This is a genomic window from Limnospira platensis NIES-39, assembly GCF_026000695.1.
Lineage (GTDB): Bacteria > Cyanobacteriota > Cyanobacteriia > Cyanobacteriales > Microcoleaceae > Limnospira > Limnospira platensis.
This window is the reverse complement of sequence record NZ_AP026945.1, coordinates 1799716-1815737: the sequence shown is the minus strand read 5'-3', so window position 1 is coordinate 1815737 and position 16022 is coordinate 1799716. Positions and strand designations below refer to the sequence as shown.

Here is a 16022-nt window from a genome sequence, read left to right as displayed (position 1 = left end):
TTCGCCATGAAAACCACTCATTTACAAGTGGGGGGGATGAGTTGTGCATCCTGTGCATCCCGCATTGAAATAGTAGTGAATAGACTTGATGGAGTTAATCAATGTCAAGTTAACTTTGGCGCTGAACAAGCTGCCATAGATTATAACCCAGAAGCGGTCAGTTTAGAGGCAATTCAAGAAGCGATTTCTGACGCTGGATATACAACCAAACCTTTAGGGGGTTTAGGAAAGTTAGAAAAGCCTGGAGAGTCGGAGAGTGATGCGGAGGAAAAAGCACTAATTAAGAAGGTGGCATTTTCGGGATTTGTGAGTTTATTCTTGATGATTGGTGGCTTACCAATGATGACAGGTTTAGACATCCATTTTATACCGGGTTGGCTGCATCATCCCTGGCTGCAATTTGTGTTAACTACTCCGGTGATGTTTTGGTGTGGTCAAGGTTGTTTTACGGGTGCAATTAAAGGATTTAAGCAGCGTAACGCCGACATGAATACTCTAACTTCGATTGGTACAGGTGTGGCTTATGTGTACTCGGTGTTTGTGACGTTATTTCCTAATGTTTTGTTGGGTCAGGGATTGAGTCCCGATGTTTATTATGAGTCGGCGGCGATGATTATTGCGTTGGTTTTAGTGGGGAGATGGTTAGAACATCGCGCCAAAGGGAAAATGTCAGAAGCCATCAAAAAATTAATAGGATTACAAGCAAAAACTGCCCGCGTGATTCGTGATGGTAAGGAGGAAGATATCGCGATTGAATTGGTGCAGGTGGGAGATATTGTGATAGTTCGTCCGGGGGAAAAAATCCCGGTTGATGGAGAGATAATCGAAGGGCGATCGACGGTAGATGAATCAATGGTTACGGGGGAAAGTGTGCCAGTAGAAAAGCAGATTGGTGATGAAGTGATTGGGGCGACAATTAATAAAACTGGTAGCTTTAAGTTTACGGCTGCACGGGTGGGAGAAGAAACTGTTTTGGCGCAAATTGTGCAGTTAGTACGACAGGCGCAAGGTTCAAAAGCACCGATTCAAAGATTAGCGGATCAGGTAACTAGCTGGTTTGTCCCGGCAGTGATAGCTATAGCGATCGCTACTTTTGTGATCTGGTTTAATTGGACGGGAAATATTACCCTAGCTATAGTGACTATGGTAGGTGTATTAATTATCGCTTGTCCTTGTGCGTTGGGATTAGCGACTCCGACCTCGGTAATGGTCGGGACGGGTTTGGGTGCGGAACATGGTATTTTAATTAAGGGGGGAGACAGCCTAGAATTAGCCCACAAAATCCAGACTATAGTTTTAGATAAAACGGGAACTTTGACGGAGGGTAAGCCGAAAGTAATTAATTATATCACGGTGGGAGGAACGACTAATAATCATGAGTTAAAACTGCTGCGGATGGTGGCGGCTGTGGAAGCCAAATCAGAACATCCTTTAGCTGAGGCGATTGTGGAATATGCTAAATCTCAGGAGGTGGAATTACCTTTACCGGAAGTAGTGGAATTTGAAGCAATGGCGGGAATGGGGGTACAGGCGAATGTGTCCGATCGCTTAATCCAAATTGGTACTTCTATATGGATGGAAGAGTTGGGAATTGATACGAGTATTTTTAAAGATAAACAAGGCAGTTGGGAAACACAAGCACAGACGACGGCTTGGATTGCTATTGATGGGGAAATCGAGGGATTATTGGGGATTGCAGATAGTCTTAAACCGGCTTCAGTGGCAGCGGTAAAGGCTTTAAAATCGATGGAATTACAGGTGGTAATGGTAACGGGAGATAATCAGAAAACGGCGGAAGCGATCGCTCAACAGGTAGCGATAGATAGGGTATTTGCCCAAGTCCGTCCTGACCGGAAATCAGAGATTATTAAATCTCTGCAACAGGAGAGGGTTACAAAGTCTAAAAAACGGGCGATTGTAGCGATGGTAGGAGATGGAATTAATGACGCGCCAGCCTTAGCACAAGCTGATGTAGGAATGGCGATCGGGACGGGAACTGATGTGGCGATCGCCGCCGGAGATATTACGTTAATTTCGGGAGATTTACAGGGGATTGTGACGGCGATTAAACTCAGCCGTGCTACCATGAAGAATATCCGCCAAAATCTGTTTTTTGCCTTTTTCTACAATACAGCCAGTATCCCCCTCGCGGCTGGGGTTTTATTCCCGCTAACCAATTGGTTACTTAATCCTATTATAGCAGGGGCGGCGATGGCTATGAGTTCGCTTTCTGTGGTGACAAATGCGTTAAGATTGCAGCGAACTCGGTTATAGAAAAAATCCCCAATCACCTACTAATTAATCATGCTTCACTTAGCTAGTAAACAAACCCAGAGGCGCACAAGATGATGAAAGTTAGAGGAATCAATAATTGTTTCATGATGTTAATGTTATTAGGTGCGATCGCATCTATTCCGGTGGAAGCGATCGCATCACCGCACCATCATCATCATGGTGGTGGCGAATATGGTAAATTTAGTAAAATCGAACAACCCCTAGGCTTAAAACTAGGTATCACCCTAGCAGGGATAGGCTTAATTGGGTTAGAATTGTGGTGGTTTATGTTCAGCGAACCTCCCAGGAAAAAATCTGGTGATTAGGTTCGCCAAACTCCCATCTGTGAGAAGATATTGGTGAGACTATGTTGATCAATCAACCGTCCCCCGTAAACTCAGATTAATATGAAGCTGAAGTCCTTTTTCATTCTGTTAGGTATCGCCACTGCGACCCTGCTACTGGTGGGGGTGAGTTTCTTCCTGACGCTATTAGGTGAAACTCCCCTATCGTTATTGAAGGCGAATGCCAAAACCATTCCTACAGCGACAGTATTTGTGCCCAAAAATGCGCCGTTTACGGCATCGTTGTTGGTGAACCCAGACCGCCTGGAAGCCTTCCGCCAGGTATTAGCTGAACCGAAACAAAGACAGCGATCGCATCAGGAATTTAACCGATTTAAAAAGATATTACTAGGGAATACAGGACTCAACTACAAACGGGATATTAAACCGTGGTTAGGGGGGGAAATAACCCTGTCTCTGATAGCCGCAGATATTGATCGCGACAGTAGCAATGATAAACAACCGGGATATCTTCTCGCCCTCACCAGCCAAAATCCCCAACAGAGTCAGGAATTTCTGGAATTATTTTGGCAACGACAAGCGGTGTCGGGAGTAATGGTAACCTCGGAAACCTATCGAGGCGTAAGTATTACCTACCGCCAAAGGGAGTCGGTAGAATTAGCGCCCACATTAGCGACAGCAGTATTAAGCGATCGCTTTATTTTATTTGCTAACTATCCCAAAGTATTGCGGGAAGCCATTAATAATTTCCAGGTATCAACCCTCAACCTAGCCAACTCCGAGACTTATCAAAAAGCGATCGCCGCTTTAGACTCCAGCCAAATTGGATTAGTATTTCTAAATTTAGGGAATTGGGAATTAACCCCCGATGAAATTAACGCCCTACCCATTCAACCAAGTTTAGCCCTCGGACTGACCCTAAACCCCCAAGGATTATTAGCAGATACAGCCATAATTGCTACCACCAGCGAAGAATTTGAGCCGCCGTTATTGTCAGAACCCCCCAAGGCTTTAAACTATATCAGCGCCAATAGTCCCCTAGTAGTGACCGGACGAGATTTAAACGATTTGTGGGCGCAAACCTCCGGGACTATCGGGAGTAATGAGACCTTGGGGGGAGTTTTAACACGCGCGCGGGTTTCCATACAAGAAAGTTGGGGTGTTGATTTACCCGAAGATATTTTTAATTGGGTAACAGAAGAATACGCCCTCGCCCTAGTCCCCCACCCCATAGGCGATCGCAATGATTGGGTATTTGTCGCCAAACGCACCCCTTTAGCCGCAACTGCTATTGAGGCTTTAGATGCGATCGCAACTGAGAGGGGTTACAGTGTCGGGAGTTTTGTATTAGGGGACTATACCCTATGGGCTTGGACACAACTTAAAACTGTTCCCATTAAGTCTAAAAATAAGACCAGCCCCAAAAAACAGGTGATTGAAGCGGAAGCCATGGGGGTTCACGCGACGGTTGGGGATTATGAAATTTTTACCACTTCTGTTGAGGCGATGGATGCAGCTATCCATAGGGTGGAAACTGGAAACATTCTGACTAATCCCGAATTTAGCAATAGCATCAAATTACTCTCTGGAAAAAATGATGGCTATTTTTATATTGATTGGGATGTCAGTCGGCCAATTTTACGCCAACAAATGCCTTTACTAAGATTGGTGGAATTATCCGCCCAACCCTTCTTTAATCATTTGCGATCGCTTACTATCAGCGCCAGGGGTCGGGAAAATGGCGTACAAAAAGCCACTGTTTTCGCCCACCTCCAATAAACTCCTAGTTAATTGGCTATCCAAAACATCCAGATTGGGCAATAATACAGATAACTCCTCGCACTTGATGTTAGCCTGTATTCAGGAGAATCATAAAATGAACCGTCATCTTAATGTAGTCGGACTGGGTGTAGCAACTACCTTGTGTTTATCATTGGTAGTACAGCCAAAAACCCTTAATGCTTCCGAAACAATTACAGGAGTTATTCTAGCCCAAAATCCCCCAGCAGCTTCTACCTATAACCCCGGACCTTGGCAACCTGTCGCCCGAATTAATCCACAACAGTCGGTTAACCTAACCCTCGTTAATCAATCTAGTGTTACCCTGGAGTATGGTTTGACCACCACGGGAACCGCCAATTTAGCTAATGGACAAAGTATTAGTTATAACAACCTTCCCCTAGATTCTTATGTCGTGATTAACCCCTTAGTTGCTTCTTTGAGTCTGCAATATAACCTCGAAGTTGTTAATAACAACATCACCCTCACAGTCAGACCTAGTGGCGACCAAGCTGGGTTACGCACTGTTAATATTCAATCAACTGGAGGTATTTTTATCTACTAAATTCTGGCGGACACCATAGGAAGTCATAGGCGATCGACGAAAGTTAAATCGCCACCTTAATATCGGGTTTCTATGAACATTTGGGCTAGGGAAATTAAGACTTAGCCCTAAACGCCAGAAACCCGTTTTTTGTGACTTCCTACCTGTCATCAAGCCTTTCTATTAAAGGTTACTTAAACAGCCCCCTATCCCTATATTAAAAGCTGCTGTATATGTCGGCATATAGACCATATTCTTGCCCGAATTAACCCCGGTTTATATTGATAGGTGATTATTCACCTTTTCTAATAAGTCAGTTAATTGTTTTTTGACCGATTCATGGGTATATTCATCATCAGGATGGGGTTCTTGTCCGGGTTGCTGAAAGTGAGGTAATTCATCATACATTTGTCCCCATTTAAAATCAACTTGTCGCACAAATTCATACAGTAATTCTAAATTAGAGGTAATGGATTCTAGGATATCGCGCAACGCTATTAGGGGTTGATTTACCTTTTTTGTAACTCCTGAATCATTTTTTACCCAAGTCTGCAAAACCATTTTTAATGCACCAGGGGAGTCCGAAAGATTTTTGCTAATAAATCCATTGATTTCATTGATAGCCTGGGTTAAAATGGGGATGGGTGATTCCCCCTTTAAAAAACTGCCTCCTTCCCTACCGATAACATCAGCCAAGGTGAATTGACGACCCGAAAGAATATCTCTGTCTAATTGATAGTCAGTTTCTGAGTTGGGGTTGGGTTCTGGTTTATTTGTCATAATTATGGGTGGTGATACCAATACTAGGTTTCATGAGGTTTTCCATCGATGCACTTAACAAATAACCTCAATTTCTGGGTTGTTTATTATCACAAATTACTCCAATTGTCAAGGTTTTTATGTGTGATGTTAAATGCTGAAAATCCCCTTGGGATGGACTGATAATAATGGCCGCCTTTGCAATCCTTCTTCGTGTATAATATGATTGGCTGCCAATAAGCCACTACTAACCGCCCTTTCCATTAAACCACAGGGAAAAGGCATTTTTACCCAATCTCCCGCAAATTGGAGATTAGGAACACCGGAATTTGTGCAAGGGCGATCGCTATAACTACCCGGTGGATAGCCGGAAAAGTTCTTTTGATTGACTAATTCTCGATGTAATAGCGTGGCATTTTGCAGTTCCGGGACTATTTCATATAGTTCTTGTTCAAAGGTAGTCAGCAAGGCTGATTGAGTGGGGAAATCCGCTTCTTTATAGCAGTAGGCGTGGAGTTCTACCACACTTCCTCCGGTCTGTTGATGCCACTGTTTATAAGTGTCTTGAAGGCGATGATATAGGGTAATGCTATCGGTTAATTGATAACCCGATACCGAGGTAAAATCGCTATGTTCCCAGGGAAAATCGCGGTCAAACCAGAATCGACACACCGCAAAGGGGTCAGCGATCGCTAATTTTTCGATCTGTTGTTGAACCTGTGGGTTAACATCCCCTGCAGACAGCGAAAATAAAGATTTAACCCCCGGAACATCAGTAGCAAATATGTAATAGTCCGCTGCTAAACTAATCGTAGATTGTGTAACAGATGTAACGGAAAGTTCAGAATCCGCCATTTTAGAGTAGAGCGAGCTTACCTCCTGTTTTAGCTCCCTATTATCCCCCCTACCCTTGGGGGGTTTGTTATTTTCAGCAATTAACTGTAGGCGAGTAGTGTCATATTGGAGAACCTTAAAGCGGGGTAAATCCTGTTTAGGGGGACCAGAAATCACCCGACCCTGTTGATCATAAATAGCGCCATGACAGGGACAGTAAAAACGTCCATCAGACTCCTGATTAACTGTACAACCTTGGTGAGTACAGGTGAGGGAAATGGCTTCCGTTTTGTCGGGGTTAACAGCATAAACTTCATCCGCCGCGCCAAAATATTCCCCAGTGTTTCCTAAACTGACATGGCGATCTACCCAAAAAGGTGCTAACCCGTGACGGTCTCCGGTGGTGTAGGTGAGGGAGTCAATTTGTCCGTCCCGCCATTTCACCTCAGAGACTGCGACTCCGGTGATAATTTTACCCCCTTTAGCAATAATTGCATCGGCTATGGGTTGGACGAGACTGCTACCCATATCTTCGCGAGTCCCGTCAAAGGCTAGTCCTTCTGGGTTCCCGAAAAAGTAGAAATGGAAAAACTGCATAAGTTCTCCCGCACTCAGAGAATCCGGCGCATTTAGGCTAGACTTAGCGAAGGGGAGAAAGTACAAGTCATAAAGACCCTGGGGAAATTCTCCCTTTACCCAGTCGCTGACGGAAATCTGATCTAGTCTTTCAAAGCTGTCGGGAATAGCAAAACCACCAATTTCTCGGAAAACTTCCCAGTGTTGGCGTTTAGTGAGGTTAATTCCCCACCGGAGTCGGTTGGGTGATGCGATCGCTAAATCTACTATATTCCAGGGAAAGGCTGAATGATTGGGGCGAAACACTTCCGGATCATAAGTGTTATTTCTCAGAACTACCGAGTAGAATTTAAGAGATAAAAAATTATCTCTGATGTGGAGTTCCTCAATGATGCTGTTCAGGTTATAATACTGGGGGAAAAAACCGTGGAACCCATGTTCCATCATAAACGTCTGGTTTCCTACCTGAATCGGCCAACTGGCAATTTTGCCACCGAGTTGGGGCGATCGTTCCAATAAGGTCACTGCAAACCCCCGTTGGCTGAGTTCGTAGGCACAGGCTAAACCTGCTAATCCGGCACCGACTACAACAACTTTTTTGGGGTTGTTTAAGCTATAGGGAAGAGCAATTGAGTCTTTTTCTGTGATAGTGGGTTGTGGTTTTTTGAATCGGGAATAGCCTAGGATTCCACCAGCTATACTGACTCCTAAAATCTTGATAGCTTGTCGGCGAGAAATAGATGGCAAATTTAGGAATTGATGAAATTCAGGCATTGGCAACTAATTAGTTGATTGAGATTAAGATTACCAGTCCCCATGCTATAATTAGCACTTGGGGTTGAGTTTAAAAACGGCTATTTTATAGATCATAACACGGAGTCTAAATTTTAGTCAGTCGGATTTCAAGATTTGGTGATTCTTGTTATTTAGGTTAAGGGTGTCTCTACAAAAACCATTAAAAGCTATTACTGAAGGTTGATTTATTTCGACTGATGGGATTGTGCTTGATTAACAAAAAGTGAGTTTTTGTATGATAAATAACCCTCCTAAAACTGTCCTAGTTGCTCAAATCTCGAAGCCACAGCAAATGATTTGGAATTTAATCTTGTCTTCCCAAGGTCTATCAGTTTACAACTACTATAAATCCTCCCATTTACAGTTATTGTTGCAGAAGAAATCTCTGATAAACCAGCTCCCTGATTTATGTATTGTTGATGTCATGTATTTTATAAAGCAAGAACAAAGCCCCTATGAATTTTGTCGTTGGTGTAATTTTAACTATCCCGAAGTTCAAGTTATTTTAACCCATGAAACCGCCGCAAAAGTCTCACAGGCAGAACGTCTTTGGGCTATCAGACAAGGGGCGCAGGATTTATTACCAGGATTTCCCGCCCTACACTTGCGGGCAGAAATTATTTTGGGATTGCAACGGGTTTTAGAGGTTCTGGATTTACTACCTATTGACCAAATAGAATTAGGTTCGGTCTTCGCCAAAATTCAGAAAATTATGTTTAATTACCATCAGTTAGACAGATTAAATATGGGGTAATTAATCAGGCAAAATAGATGTCAACCTGTGGGGTGCGTCAGATAAGGATAATTATAATCAAGGGAAGAAATGGATTTCTGACGCACCATGGCGATCGCTGTGCTGTGGTGCGTCAGCCTAAAATAGATGTCAAGAGGAAATGGATTTCTGACGCACCATGGCGATCGCTGTGCTGTGGTGCGTCAGCCTAAAATAGATGTCAAGAGGAAATGGATTTCTGACGCACCATGGCGATCGCTGTGCTGTGGTGCGTCAGCCTAAAATAGATGTCAACCTGTAAGGTGCGTCAGATACGGATAATTATCATCAAGGGAAGAAATGGATTTCTGACGCACCATGGCGATCGCTGTGCTGTGGTGCGTCAGCCTAAAATAGATGTCAACCTGTAAGGTGCGTCAGATACGGATAATTATCATCAAGGGAAGAAATGGATTTCTGACGCACCATGGCGATCGCTGTGCTGTGGTGCGTCAGGCGCAAATTGTCCGGTGAGGATTCATATAGTCGGCTTCTGACGCACCCTACGGATTATATGATCAAGCTGTGGTGCGTCAGCCTAAAATAGATGTAACCCTGTAGGGTGCGTCAGATACGGATAATTATCATCAAGGGAAGAAATGGATTTCTGACGCACCATGGCGATCGCTGTGCTGTGGTGCGTCAGCCTAAAATAGATGTCAACCTGTAAGGTGCGTCAGATACGGATAATTATCATCAAGGGAAGAAATGGATTTCTGACGCACCATGGCGATCGCTGTGCTGTGGTGCGTCAGCCTAAAATAGATGTCAACCTGTAGGGTGCGTCAGATACGGATAATTATCATCAAGGGAAGAAATGGATTTCTGACGCACCATGGCGATCGCTGTGCTGTGGTGCGTCAGGCGCAAATTGTCCGGTGAGGATTCATATGGTCCGCTTCTGACGCACCCTACGGATTATATTAATAGGTGGTGCGTCAGGCGCAAATTGTCCGGTGAGGATTCAGAGAGTCCGCTTCTGACGCACCCTACGGATTATATGATCAAGCTGTGGTGCGTCAGCCTAAAATAGATGTAACCCTGTAGGGTGCGTCAGATACGGATAATTATCATCAAGGGAAGAAATGGATTTCTGACGCACCATGGCGATCGCTGTGCTGTGGTGCGTCAGCCTAAAATAGATGTCAAGAGGAAATGGATTTCTGACGCACCATGGCGATCGCTGTGCTGTGGTGCGTCAGCCTAAAATAGATGTCAACCTGTAAGGTGCGTCAGATACGGATAATTATCATCAAGGGAAGAAATGGATTTCTGACGCACCATGGCGATCGCTGTGCTGTGGTGCGTCAGGCGCAAATTGTCCGGTGAGGATTCATATGGTCCGCTTCTGACGCACCCTACGGATTATATTAATAGGTGGTGCGTCAGGCGCAAATTGTCCGGTGAGGATTCAGAGAGTCCGCTTCTGACGCACCCTACGGATTATATGATCAAGCTGTGGTGCGTCAGCCTAAAATAGATGTAACCCTGTAGGGTGCGTCAGATACGGATAATTATCATCAAGGGAAGAAATGGATTTCTGACGCACCATGGCGATCGCTGTGCTGTGGTGCGTCAGCCTAAAATAGATGTCAAGAGGAAATGGATTTCTGACGCACCATGGCGATCGCTGTGCTGTGGTGCGTCAGCCTAAAATAGATGTCAACCTGTAGGGTGCGTCAGATACGGATAATTATCATCAAGGGAAGAAATGGATTTCTGACGCACCATGGCGATCGCTGTGCTGTGGTGCGTCAGCCTAAAATAGATGTCAACCTGTAGGGTGCGTCAGATACGGATAATTATCATCAAGGGAAGAAATGGATTTCTGACGCACCATGGCGATCGCTGTGCTGTGGTGCGTCAGGCGCAAATTGTCCGGTGAGGATTCAGAGAGTCCGCTTCTGACGCACCCTACGGATTATATTAATAGGTGGTGCGTCAGGCGCAAATTGTCCGGTGAGGATTCAGAGAGTCCGCTTCTGACGCACCCTACGGATTATATTAATAGGTGGTGCGTCAGGCGCAAATTCCGGTGAGGATTCAGAGAGTCCGCTTCTGACGCACCCTACGGATTATATGATTAAGCTGTGGTGCGTCAGGCGCAAATTGTCCGGTGAGGATTCAGAGAGTCCGCTTCTGACGCACCCTACCCAGTCCGCTGGCTATAGGGGCGTGGAACATAGGCTGAAAAGGGATATAGACAAAATCAGTAACAAAGAATACAATGGAGGGTGAGACCCCCCATAATAATTGACATGGAACGTAGAAATGGAACAGAAATAGAACATAAATGATCCGAAACGCTCCAATGTTCCTCTGTAATTTCTAACTGTGCCAACTAGATGCAATTAACCGGAGTATCGCGAATTGTGAATAACCAGTCCACACAATCTTTTTCATCCCAGGAGGCGGCATCAGTTAGCAATGGCTATAATTGTAGCTATAATTCTATGTATAGTGCAGCAGTTCCAGGGAGATCAGGAGATATACTATTTAATCAACTGATGGCATCAATGCCGACAGCGATCGCTATGGTCGATCGCCAAATGCGTTATGTGGCTATATCCCAGCCATGGCAAGACCACTATAGTGATAGTCAAATTTCCGAGAATTTACTGGGTGTATGCCATGATCAGCTATTTCCCAACTTATCAGATCGCTGGCATGAAAACGCGGAGGCATCCTTAGCAGGAACCTTAGACATTTGGGAATTAGAAACCTGTCTGAGCCTGAGTGATGGCAGTATAGAATGGGTGAAATGGGTTGTCAAGCCTTGGAAAACGGAAACCGGGGCGATCGCTGGTTTAATCCTGTCGTTAGAAGCCATTACAGAATCGAAACAGTTAAAAGATACCCTACAACTGACCCAATTAGCCATGGATAGGGCGGCGGATGCGGTATTGTGGATTACCCTTGATGGTAGGTTATGCTATGTTAACGACACCGCCTGTAGGCTATTAGGCTATTCCCGGGCGGAATTACTCAAACTGAAAATCTACGATATTGACCCTGACCTATCCCCAACTATCTGGTCTGTCCAGTGCGAGGATATTCGCCATAAAGGTTCGCTAACTTTTGAATCACGCCATAGTTGTCGCCATGGCATAATTTGTCCTGTGGAAGTGAATGTTAACTATTTGGAGGTTAAACCCTCAGATATTAATATTAAAGTTAATACTGCCATACAAACAGGCGATCGCCATTCTCCCACCTTACCACTACTCTGTTGGTTTGCTAGAGATATCTCCGAACGTCAAGCGGCTTCCTCAGTCATTACCGAGTCGCGCGACCAACTCGAAGCTGTTTTGAATGCGGTACCAGGGTTAGTGTCTTGGGTAAGTTCAGACCTAAGATATTTAGGGGTTAATCAACACCTAGCTAATGCTTATGGTGTACCCACCCATCAATTCATCGGTAAAGAGGTAGGTTTTCTGCAAACCAGCCCAGAATTCAATCAATTTGTCTATGCTTTTTTTGATAGCAATAACTGGACAAGTTCGCGGGAAATTATTGCTAATGTTAAGGGTGAACCACGCACCTATTTAATTGTAGCTCAAAAATATCATCGAGGCGCGGCGGCGGTATTTGTTGGGTTAGATATTACCGAACGCCGTAATATGGAAATTGCACTGCGCCTAAGTGAGGAACAGGAAACTCGCCGCCGTAGCGAGTTAGAAGCGGCTTTAGTACAGTTACAACGCACCCAAACCCAATTGGTGCAAACTGAAAAAATGTCTTCTCTGGGACAATTAGTGGCGGGAATTGCTCATGAAATTAATAATCCGGTTAATTTCATTTTTGGGAATCTGGGTCATGGATATAAGTATATTGAGGATCTACTGAGATTGGTAGATTTATATAAACAGTATTATCCAGAAACCCCGCCAGAAATTGAGGAAGAAATGGAGGAGATAGGTTATGATTTTATTAAAATAGATTTACCGAAGATGTTTGAATCTATGCAGGTGGGAGCGGAACGCATTAGGGACGTGGTGCGATCGCTGCGTGTATTTACCCGCCTAGATGAAGCCCAAATGAAGGCGGCGAATATTCATGAGGGCTTAGATAGTACCTTGCTGATTTTGCAAAATCGCCTACAGGCTAAGGGAGGGCGAGGGAGTATAAAACTGGTAAAAACCTATGGAGATTTACCGTTAATCGAGTGTTATCCCGGACAATTAAATCAGGTATTTATGAATCTGATCACCTACCATATAGATCGGCTAGAAATGGCGATGGTAGGAAGCGATCGCATAGCTCATCCTACCCTGTCAGTAACCACTACTATAGTGGAGTCGAAAGACAAAAAAGGGGTGATGATTTCCATAGCTGATAATGGTCTGAGTTTAAGCCCAGAGGACTTTCAACAGGTATTTGAACCATTACTAGCCACGCCTACCTGTGGTCAAAGAACCGCCCTAGGATTGTCTATAGCCCATCACCTAGTGCTTGAAAAGCATGGTGGTGAAATCGCTTGTGTTTCCCCACCCCAAGGCGGCTTGGAGTTCAGAATATATATACCGCTAAAGTGCAACTAGAGAACTTGGTGGGTGTAGGCGTGTTGCTTAACGTTATCTTCCGTGCTAACAATTCGTTCAGAATTAAGTAGGCGTTTGCGTTCGGTGGAAAAGTTCAATTTCTCGAAGGTAGTTCCGACTGGAATATGAGACTTAGCCACCTCACGGCGTTTGTAGGTACGCGCGGCGGCGATGGTACGTTCTCTAAAGTCGTCGCAAAGTTGAGTGTCTGGGCTGAAGGCTTGAGGAAGTGTAACAGACTCATCGGTGAGTAAGGTTCCCAGGGTCACAGCAGAGGCGATTTTATAGGAGGTAGGAATACCCTTGATAATAGCTTCTAAGGCGGCTGAGGGGATGGGTTCGGCGATAGTAACAGGTTGGACTTCCCCATCTTCTTTAATAAAGCAGTGGGCTAAACCAATGACAATGTAATCATCACCTGTCAAATCAGGAGCATCGGAAAGTGTAGTTGCAGAAGTCATAATTATTTGGGGATAAATTTAGCAACAGCTATAGAATATTTTGCCACAAAAGCGGCAAAGGACAATTCAGGTTAGCTATTCCCTAATGCTATCAGCGATTTGGTGATAACCTTGAGCGATCGCCAACTTACCCCGTAATAAGCCAATACTAGCCCCAGGACAAATCCATTGTAACGTTTCCGGCGTAAATCTATCCAATAGAACCCCCACACTGCGAAGTTGTCTCGACCAGTGAAAAGTTTTAGCAGTTCGCAGGGGGACAGGCTTACCCTTAGCATCAGGTAACAGATGGCGACCTGAAAACAATATCCCCCCATACTGGGAAGTATAAACACAGGAGGAACCGGGAGAATGTCCAGGAGTCCAAATCACCGTCATTTCAGGAGTTAGGGAAAATTCCCTTTCAAAAGATATGACCTCAGCTTCTGGTAACAGATAGGTTTCCTGTTCTTGGCACAAAATTCGACAGCCAGTGGCTTTCTGAATTTCCCTAGCCTTACCCATAGCGCCGCGATGGGTGATCACTAACCATTGTAGGCTCCCCTGTTCCTGGATAAACCTTTGCTCAGTTTCTGTCCAAGGGGGAGCATCGATCAAGATATTACCTGAATTTTCTACAATAAGGTAAGCTGTCCCACCTAGAGTATCTCGGTTTGGTGAAAATCCATAAATTGTTTCAAAAATAGGTTTCGGTGGTTTGGTTGTAGACTGCTGTTGGACCATTACGCTGTTTGGTGTTGCTATGGGCTATTTTTGAATCTCAACGAGTTATCGGTAAACTATACCAGATCCTCTTTTATGGTTTCCCTGATTCCCGGTTACGGTGTTCCCTGCGATCAAAATATCATTATGGTTTTATTACTACTAATTCTAGGACTTGTTACTTATTTAGTTTTGCGCCAAAGTGTCACCCGCATTACCAGGACTCCGGTTTGGATATTGTGGTTGGTGATGATGGCACCTGCTTTTATCTGGAGTGGCTGGGTGATAATTTATGGCAAACAGGCCCCGATTCCGGCTTTACTGGTGATTATTCCATTTATTGTCTGTCCTTGTCTATATTGGATTTTGGTGCATATTGGTCGGCAATATCCTACCCCAGAAGATGCCGGAAGTGAAACAGATTCGTCTGTGTCAGAAACTACCAAAACTCCAGAACCTGTGTCACCTATCAGCCAGAGTGAGGAGACTAAATTAAGGGCTTGTTTCCCTTGGTCTGTGTTTCCGTTGCATGATGTGGAATATCGACCCCAGGCGGTGATTTGTCGGGGTCAATTGCGATCGCAACCTGATATAGCTTATCAAACGGTACGAGAGAAAATTGAGGCAAATTTTGGCGATCGCTTTTTGGTAATATTTCAACGAGATTTATCTGATAAACCCCTATTCGCCCTAGTCCCAAATCCCCAACGTCACCCCGACGGGACTCCCAAATCTGATCAAGACCTGCTGAGTCAGCCTCTGTTAGCCTTGGCGCTCATGGTGATTACTCTGTTTACCACTACTGTCGCGGGAAGCACAATTATGGGAATATCAAATCAGGATTGGCAGGATGATCCTTCCCTATTGTTGACCGGGTTTCCCTATGCTGTCGCTTTAATGGCGATTTTGGGGGTTCATGAGTTATGCCACTATTTGACCGCTAGATACCATCAGATTCAGGTCACCCCCCCCTATTTTATTCCAGTTCCCTTTTTTCTCGGAACTGTTGGCGCTTTTATTCAAACGCGATCGCCATATCCCCACCGCCGCGCTTTATTTGATGTCAGTGTCGCTGGTCCCTGGGCTGGTTTACTGGTGACTATTCCTTTATTATTCTGGGGATTTGCTCATTCGGAAGTCGTCGATATTGTGCCTGATAAGTCGGGAATTTTGACCTTTAATGCCCTTAATCCTAGGTTTTCGATGTTTTTAACTATCTTGGCAAAACTCGCTTTAGGAGATGCTTTAAGCCGGGGTATGGCTATCAATTTACACCCGGTGGCGATCGCTGGATATATAGGCTTAGTGATTTCCGCTTTTAATTTACTTCCTATTGGTCAATTAGATGGAGGCCACATGGTCCATGCTATGTTTGGTCAGCGCCTGAGTCTGATTATTGGTCAAATTACCCGCTTTTTGATGTTATTCGTGGCTTTAATTCAGTCGGAATTTATGATTTTAGCCATCCTGCTATTCTTTTTACCCCTTAATCATGAACCAGCCCTTAATGATGTTAGTGAAGTTGATGAGATCCGAGATATAATCGGATTGATTACTTTGGCAGTTTTACTAACCATTATTTTACCTATGCCTCGCCTATTGACTCAACAACTGTTTAACTAACACCAACCACAATGATCAGTTTCTTAGTTATTAACCCCATCTCTCATGGGCTTGGTC

At 44.5% G+C, this 16022-nt stretch carries 17 protein-coding genes; 13 read left to right on the top strand and 4 right to left on the bottom strand.

Annotated elements, in window-relative coordinates:
- Positions 1-6 precede the first annotated feature (6 nt).
- From N39L_RS08910 to N39L_RS08895, 4 genes are all read left to right on the top strand, one after another.
- Entirely contained in the window at positions 7-2274 is a 2268-nt protein-coding gene (locus N39L_RS08910) for a heavy metal translocating P-type ATPase (RefSeq protein ID WP_014274980.1), read from the top strand.
- A 74-nt stretch (positions 2275-2348) separates the two neighbouring features.
- A complete protein-coding gene (locus tag N39L_RS08905; RefSeq protein ID WP_234933684.1) occupies positions 2349-2600 on the top strand; it encodes a hypothetical protein in 252 nt (83 codons plus the stop codon).
- A gap of 81 nt (positions 2601-2681) precedes the next feature.
- The gene (locus N39L_RS08900; RefSeq protein ID WP_014274978.1) at positions 2682-4358 is read left to right on the top strand and encodes a DUF3352 domain-containing protein; all 1677 of its coding nucleotides are present in this window, start codon (positions 2682-2684) and stop codon (positions 4356-4358) included.
- Between the two features lie 97 nt (positions 4359-4455).
- Entirely contained in the window at positions 4456-4923 is a 468-nt protein-coding gene (locus N39L_RS08895; RefSeq protein ID WP_014274977.1) for a hypothetical protein, read from the top strand.
- 255 nt (positions 4924-5178) lie between these two features.
- Here the strand turns inward: N39L_RS08895 and N39L_RS08890 are convergent, their stop codons facing one another.
- Both N39L_RS08890 and N39L_RS08885 read right to left on the bottom strand, forming a co-directional pair.
- The gene (locus tag N39L_RS08890; protein WP_006617761.1) at positions 5179-5682 is read right to left on the bottom strand and encodes a hypothetical protein; all 504 of its coding nucleotides are present in this window, start codon (positions 5680-5682) and stop codon (positions 5179-5181) included.
- A gap of 129 nt (positions 5683-5811) precedes the next feature.
- Complete coding sequence (locus tag N39L_RS08885) at positions 5812-7845, bottom strand: FAD-dependent oxidoreductase (RefSeq protein WP_006617762.1); 2034 nt, start codon at positions 7843-7845, stop codon at positions 5812-5814.
- Between the two features lie 256 nt (positions 7846-8101).
- On the opposite strand from N39L_RS08885, the gene N39L_RS08880 reads away from it, so the two are divergent.
- The 8 genes from N39L_RS08880 (at position 8102) to N39L_RS08845 (ending at position 13179) form a co-directional block, all read left to right on the top strand.
- A complete protein-coding gene (locus N39L_RS08880) occupies positions 8102-8620 on the top strand; it encodes a hypothetical protein (RefSeq protein ID WP_006617763.1) in 519 nt (172 codons plus the stop codon).
- A 126-nt stretch (positions 8621-8746) separates the two neighbouring features.
- Positions 8747-8881 carry a hypothetical protein gene (locus tag N39L_RS08875; protein ID WP_286131442.1) on the top strand — a complete coding sequence of 45 codons (135 nt, stop codon included), beginning with the start codon at positions 8747-8749 and terminating at the stop codon, positions 8879-8881.
- A gap of 5 nt (positions 8882-8886) precedes the next feature.
- Complete coding sequence (locus N39L_RS08870; protein ID WP_286131441.1) at positions 8887-9009, top strand: hypothetical protein; 123 nt, start codon at positions 8887-8889, stop codon at positions 9007-9009.
- Positions 9010-9294: 285 nt separating this feature from the next.
- The gene (locus N39L_RS08865) at positions 9295-9417 is read left to right on the top strand and encodes a hypothetical protein (protein WP_286131441.1); all 123 of its coding nucleotides are present in this window, start codon (positions 9295-9297) and stop codon (positions 9415-9417) included.
- A gap of 269 nt (positions 9418-9686) precedes the next feature.
- On the top strand, positions 9687-9845 hold the full coding sequence (locus N39L_RS08860; RefSeq protein ID WP_014274976.1) for a hypothetical protein: 159 nt from the start codon (positions 9687-9689) through the stop codon (positions 9843-9845).
- A 288-nt stretch (positions 9846-10133) separates the two neighbouring features.
- Entirely contained in the window at positions 10134-10292 is a 159-nt protein-coding gene (locus N39L_RS08855) for a hypothetical protein (RefSeq protein ID WP_014274976.1), read from the top strand.
- Between the two features lie 5 nt (positions 10293-10297).
- Positions 10298-10420: a hypothetical protein gene (locus N39L_RS08850; protein ID WP_286131440.1), complete on the top strand. Its 123-nt coding sequence runs from the start codon at positions 10298-10300 to the stop codon at positions 10418-10420.
- A 563-nt stretch (positions 10421-10983) separates the two neighbouring features.
- A complete protein-coding gene (locus N39L_RS08845) occupies positions 10984-13179 on the top strand; it encodes a PAS domain S-box protein (RefSeq protein WP_006617321.1) in 2196 nt (731 codons plus the stop codon).
- Here N39L_RS08845 and N39L_RS08840 read toward each other — a convergent pair.
- Together N39L_RS08840 and N39L_RS08835 are read right to left on the bottom strand one after the other, a co-directional pair.
- Positions 13176-13640 carry a hypothetical protein gene (locus N39L_RS08840; protein WP_006617322.1) on the bottom strand — a complete coding sequence of 155 codons (465 nt, stop codon included), beginning with the start codon at positions 13638-13640 and terminating at the stop codon, positions 13176-13178. The two genes, N39L_RS08845 and N39L_RS08840, sit on opposite strands and share 4 nt — an antisense overlap.
- A 75-nt stretch (positions 13641-13715) precedes the next feature.
- Positions 13716-14363 carry an MBL fold metallo-hydrolase gene (locus tag N39L_RS08835; RefSeq protein WP_006617323.1) on the bottom strand — a complete coding sequence of 216 codons (648 nt, stop codon included), beginning with the start codon at positions 14361-14363 and terminating at the stop codon, positions 13716-13718.
- Between the two features lie 75 nt (positions 14364-14438).
- Here N39L_RS08835 and N39L_RS08830 point away from each other — a divergent pair, with 75 nt between their 5' ends.
- Positions 14439-15965 carry a site-2 protease family protein gene (locus tag N39L_RS08830; protein WP_006617324.1) on the top strand — a complete coding sequence of 509 codons (1527 nt, stop codon included), beginning with the start codon at positions 14439-14441 and terminating at the stop codon, positions 15963-15965.
- Positions 15966-16022 lie beyond the last annotated feature (57 nt).

What these genes read in the sequence shown, in the direction of transcription:
- N39L_RS08885 (WP_006617762.1), bottom strand. Translation starts at nt 7,845, where the DNA reads ATGCCTGAATTTCATCAATTCCTAAATTTGCCATCTATTTCTCGCCGA.
- N39L_RS08850 (WP_286131440.1), top strand. Translation starts at nt 10,298, where the DNA reads ATGTCAACCTGTAGGGTGCGTCAGATACGGATAATTATCATCAAGGGA.
- N39L_RS08870 (WP_286131441.1), top strand. Translation starts at nt 8,887, where the DNA reads ATGTCAACCTGTAAGGTGCGTCAGATACGGATAATTATCATCAAGGGA.
- N39L_RS08865 (WP_286131441.1), top strand. Translation starts at nt 9,295, where the DNA reads ATGTCAACCTGTAAGGTGCGTCAGATACGGATAATTATCATCAAGGGA.
- N39L_RS08895 (WP_014274977.1), top strand. Translation starts at nt 4,456, where the DNA reads ATGAACCGTCATCTTAATGTAGTCGGACTGGGTGTAGCAACTACCTTG.
- N39L_RS08880 (WP_006617763.1), top strand. Translation starts at nt 8,102, where the DNA reads ATGATAAATAACCCTCCTAAAACTGTCCTAGTTGCTCAAATCTCGAAG.
- N39L_RS08905 (WP_234933684.1), top strand. Translation starts at nt 2,349, where the DNA reads ATGAAAGTTAGAGGAATCAATAATTGTTTCATGATGTTAATGTTATTA.
- N39L_RS08835 (WP_006617323.1), bottom strand. Translation starts at nt 14,363, where the DNA reads ATGGTCCAACAGCAGTCTACAACCAAACCACCGAAACCTATTTTTGAA.
- N39L_RS08830 (WP_006617324.1), top strand. Translation starts at nt 14,439, where the DNA reads ATGGTTTCCCTGATTCCCGGTTACGGTGTTCCCTGCGATCAAAATATC.
- N39L_RS08845 (WP_006617321.1), top strand. Translation starts at nt 10,984, where the DNA reads ATGCAATTAACCGGAGTATCGCGAATTGTGAATAACCAGTCCACACAA.
- N39L_RS08840 (WP_006617322.1), bottom strand. Translation starts at nt 13,640, where the DNA reads ATGACTTCTGCAACTACACTTTCCGATGCTCCTGATTTGACAGGTGAT.
- N39L_RS08875 (WP_286131442.1), top strand. Translation starts at nt 8,747, where the DNA reads ATGTCAAGAGGAAATGGATTTCTGACGCACCATGGCGATCGCTGTGCT.
- N39L_RS08890 (WP_006617761.1), bottom strand. Translation starts at nt 5,682, where the DNA reads ATGACAAATAAACCAGAACCCAACCCCAACTCAGAAACTGACTATCAA.
- N39L_RS08900 (WP_014274978.1), top strand. Translation starts at nt 2,682, where the DNA reads ATGAAGCTGAAGTCCTTTTTCATTCTGTTAGGTATCGCCACTGCGACC.
- N39L_RS08910 (WP_014274980.1), top strand. Translation starts at nt 7, where the DNA reads ATGAAAACCACTCATTTACAAGTGGGGGGGATGAGTTGTGCATCCTGT.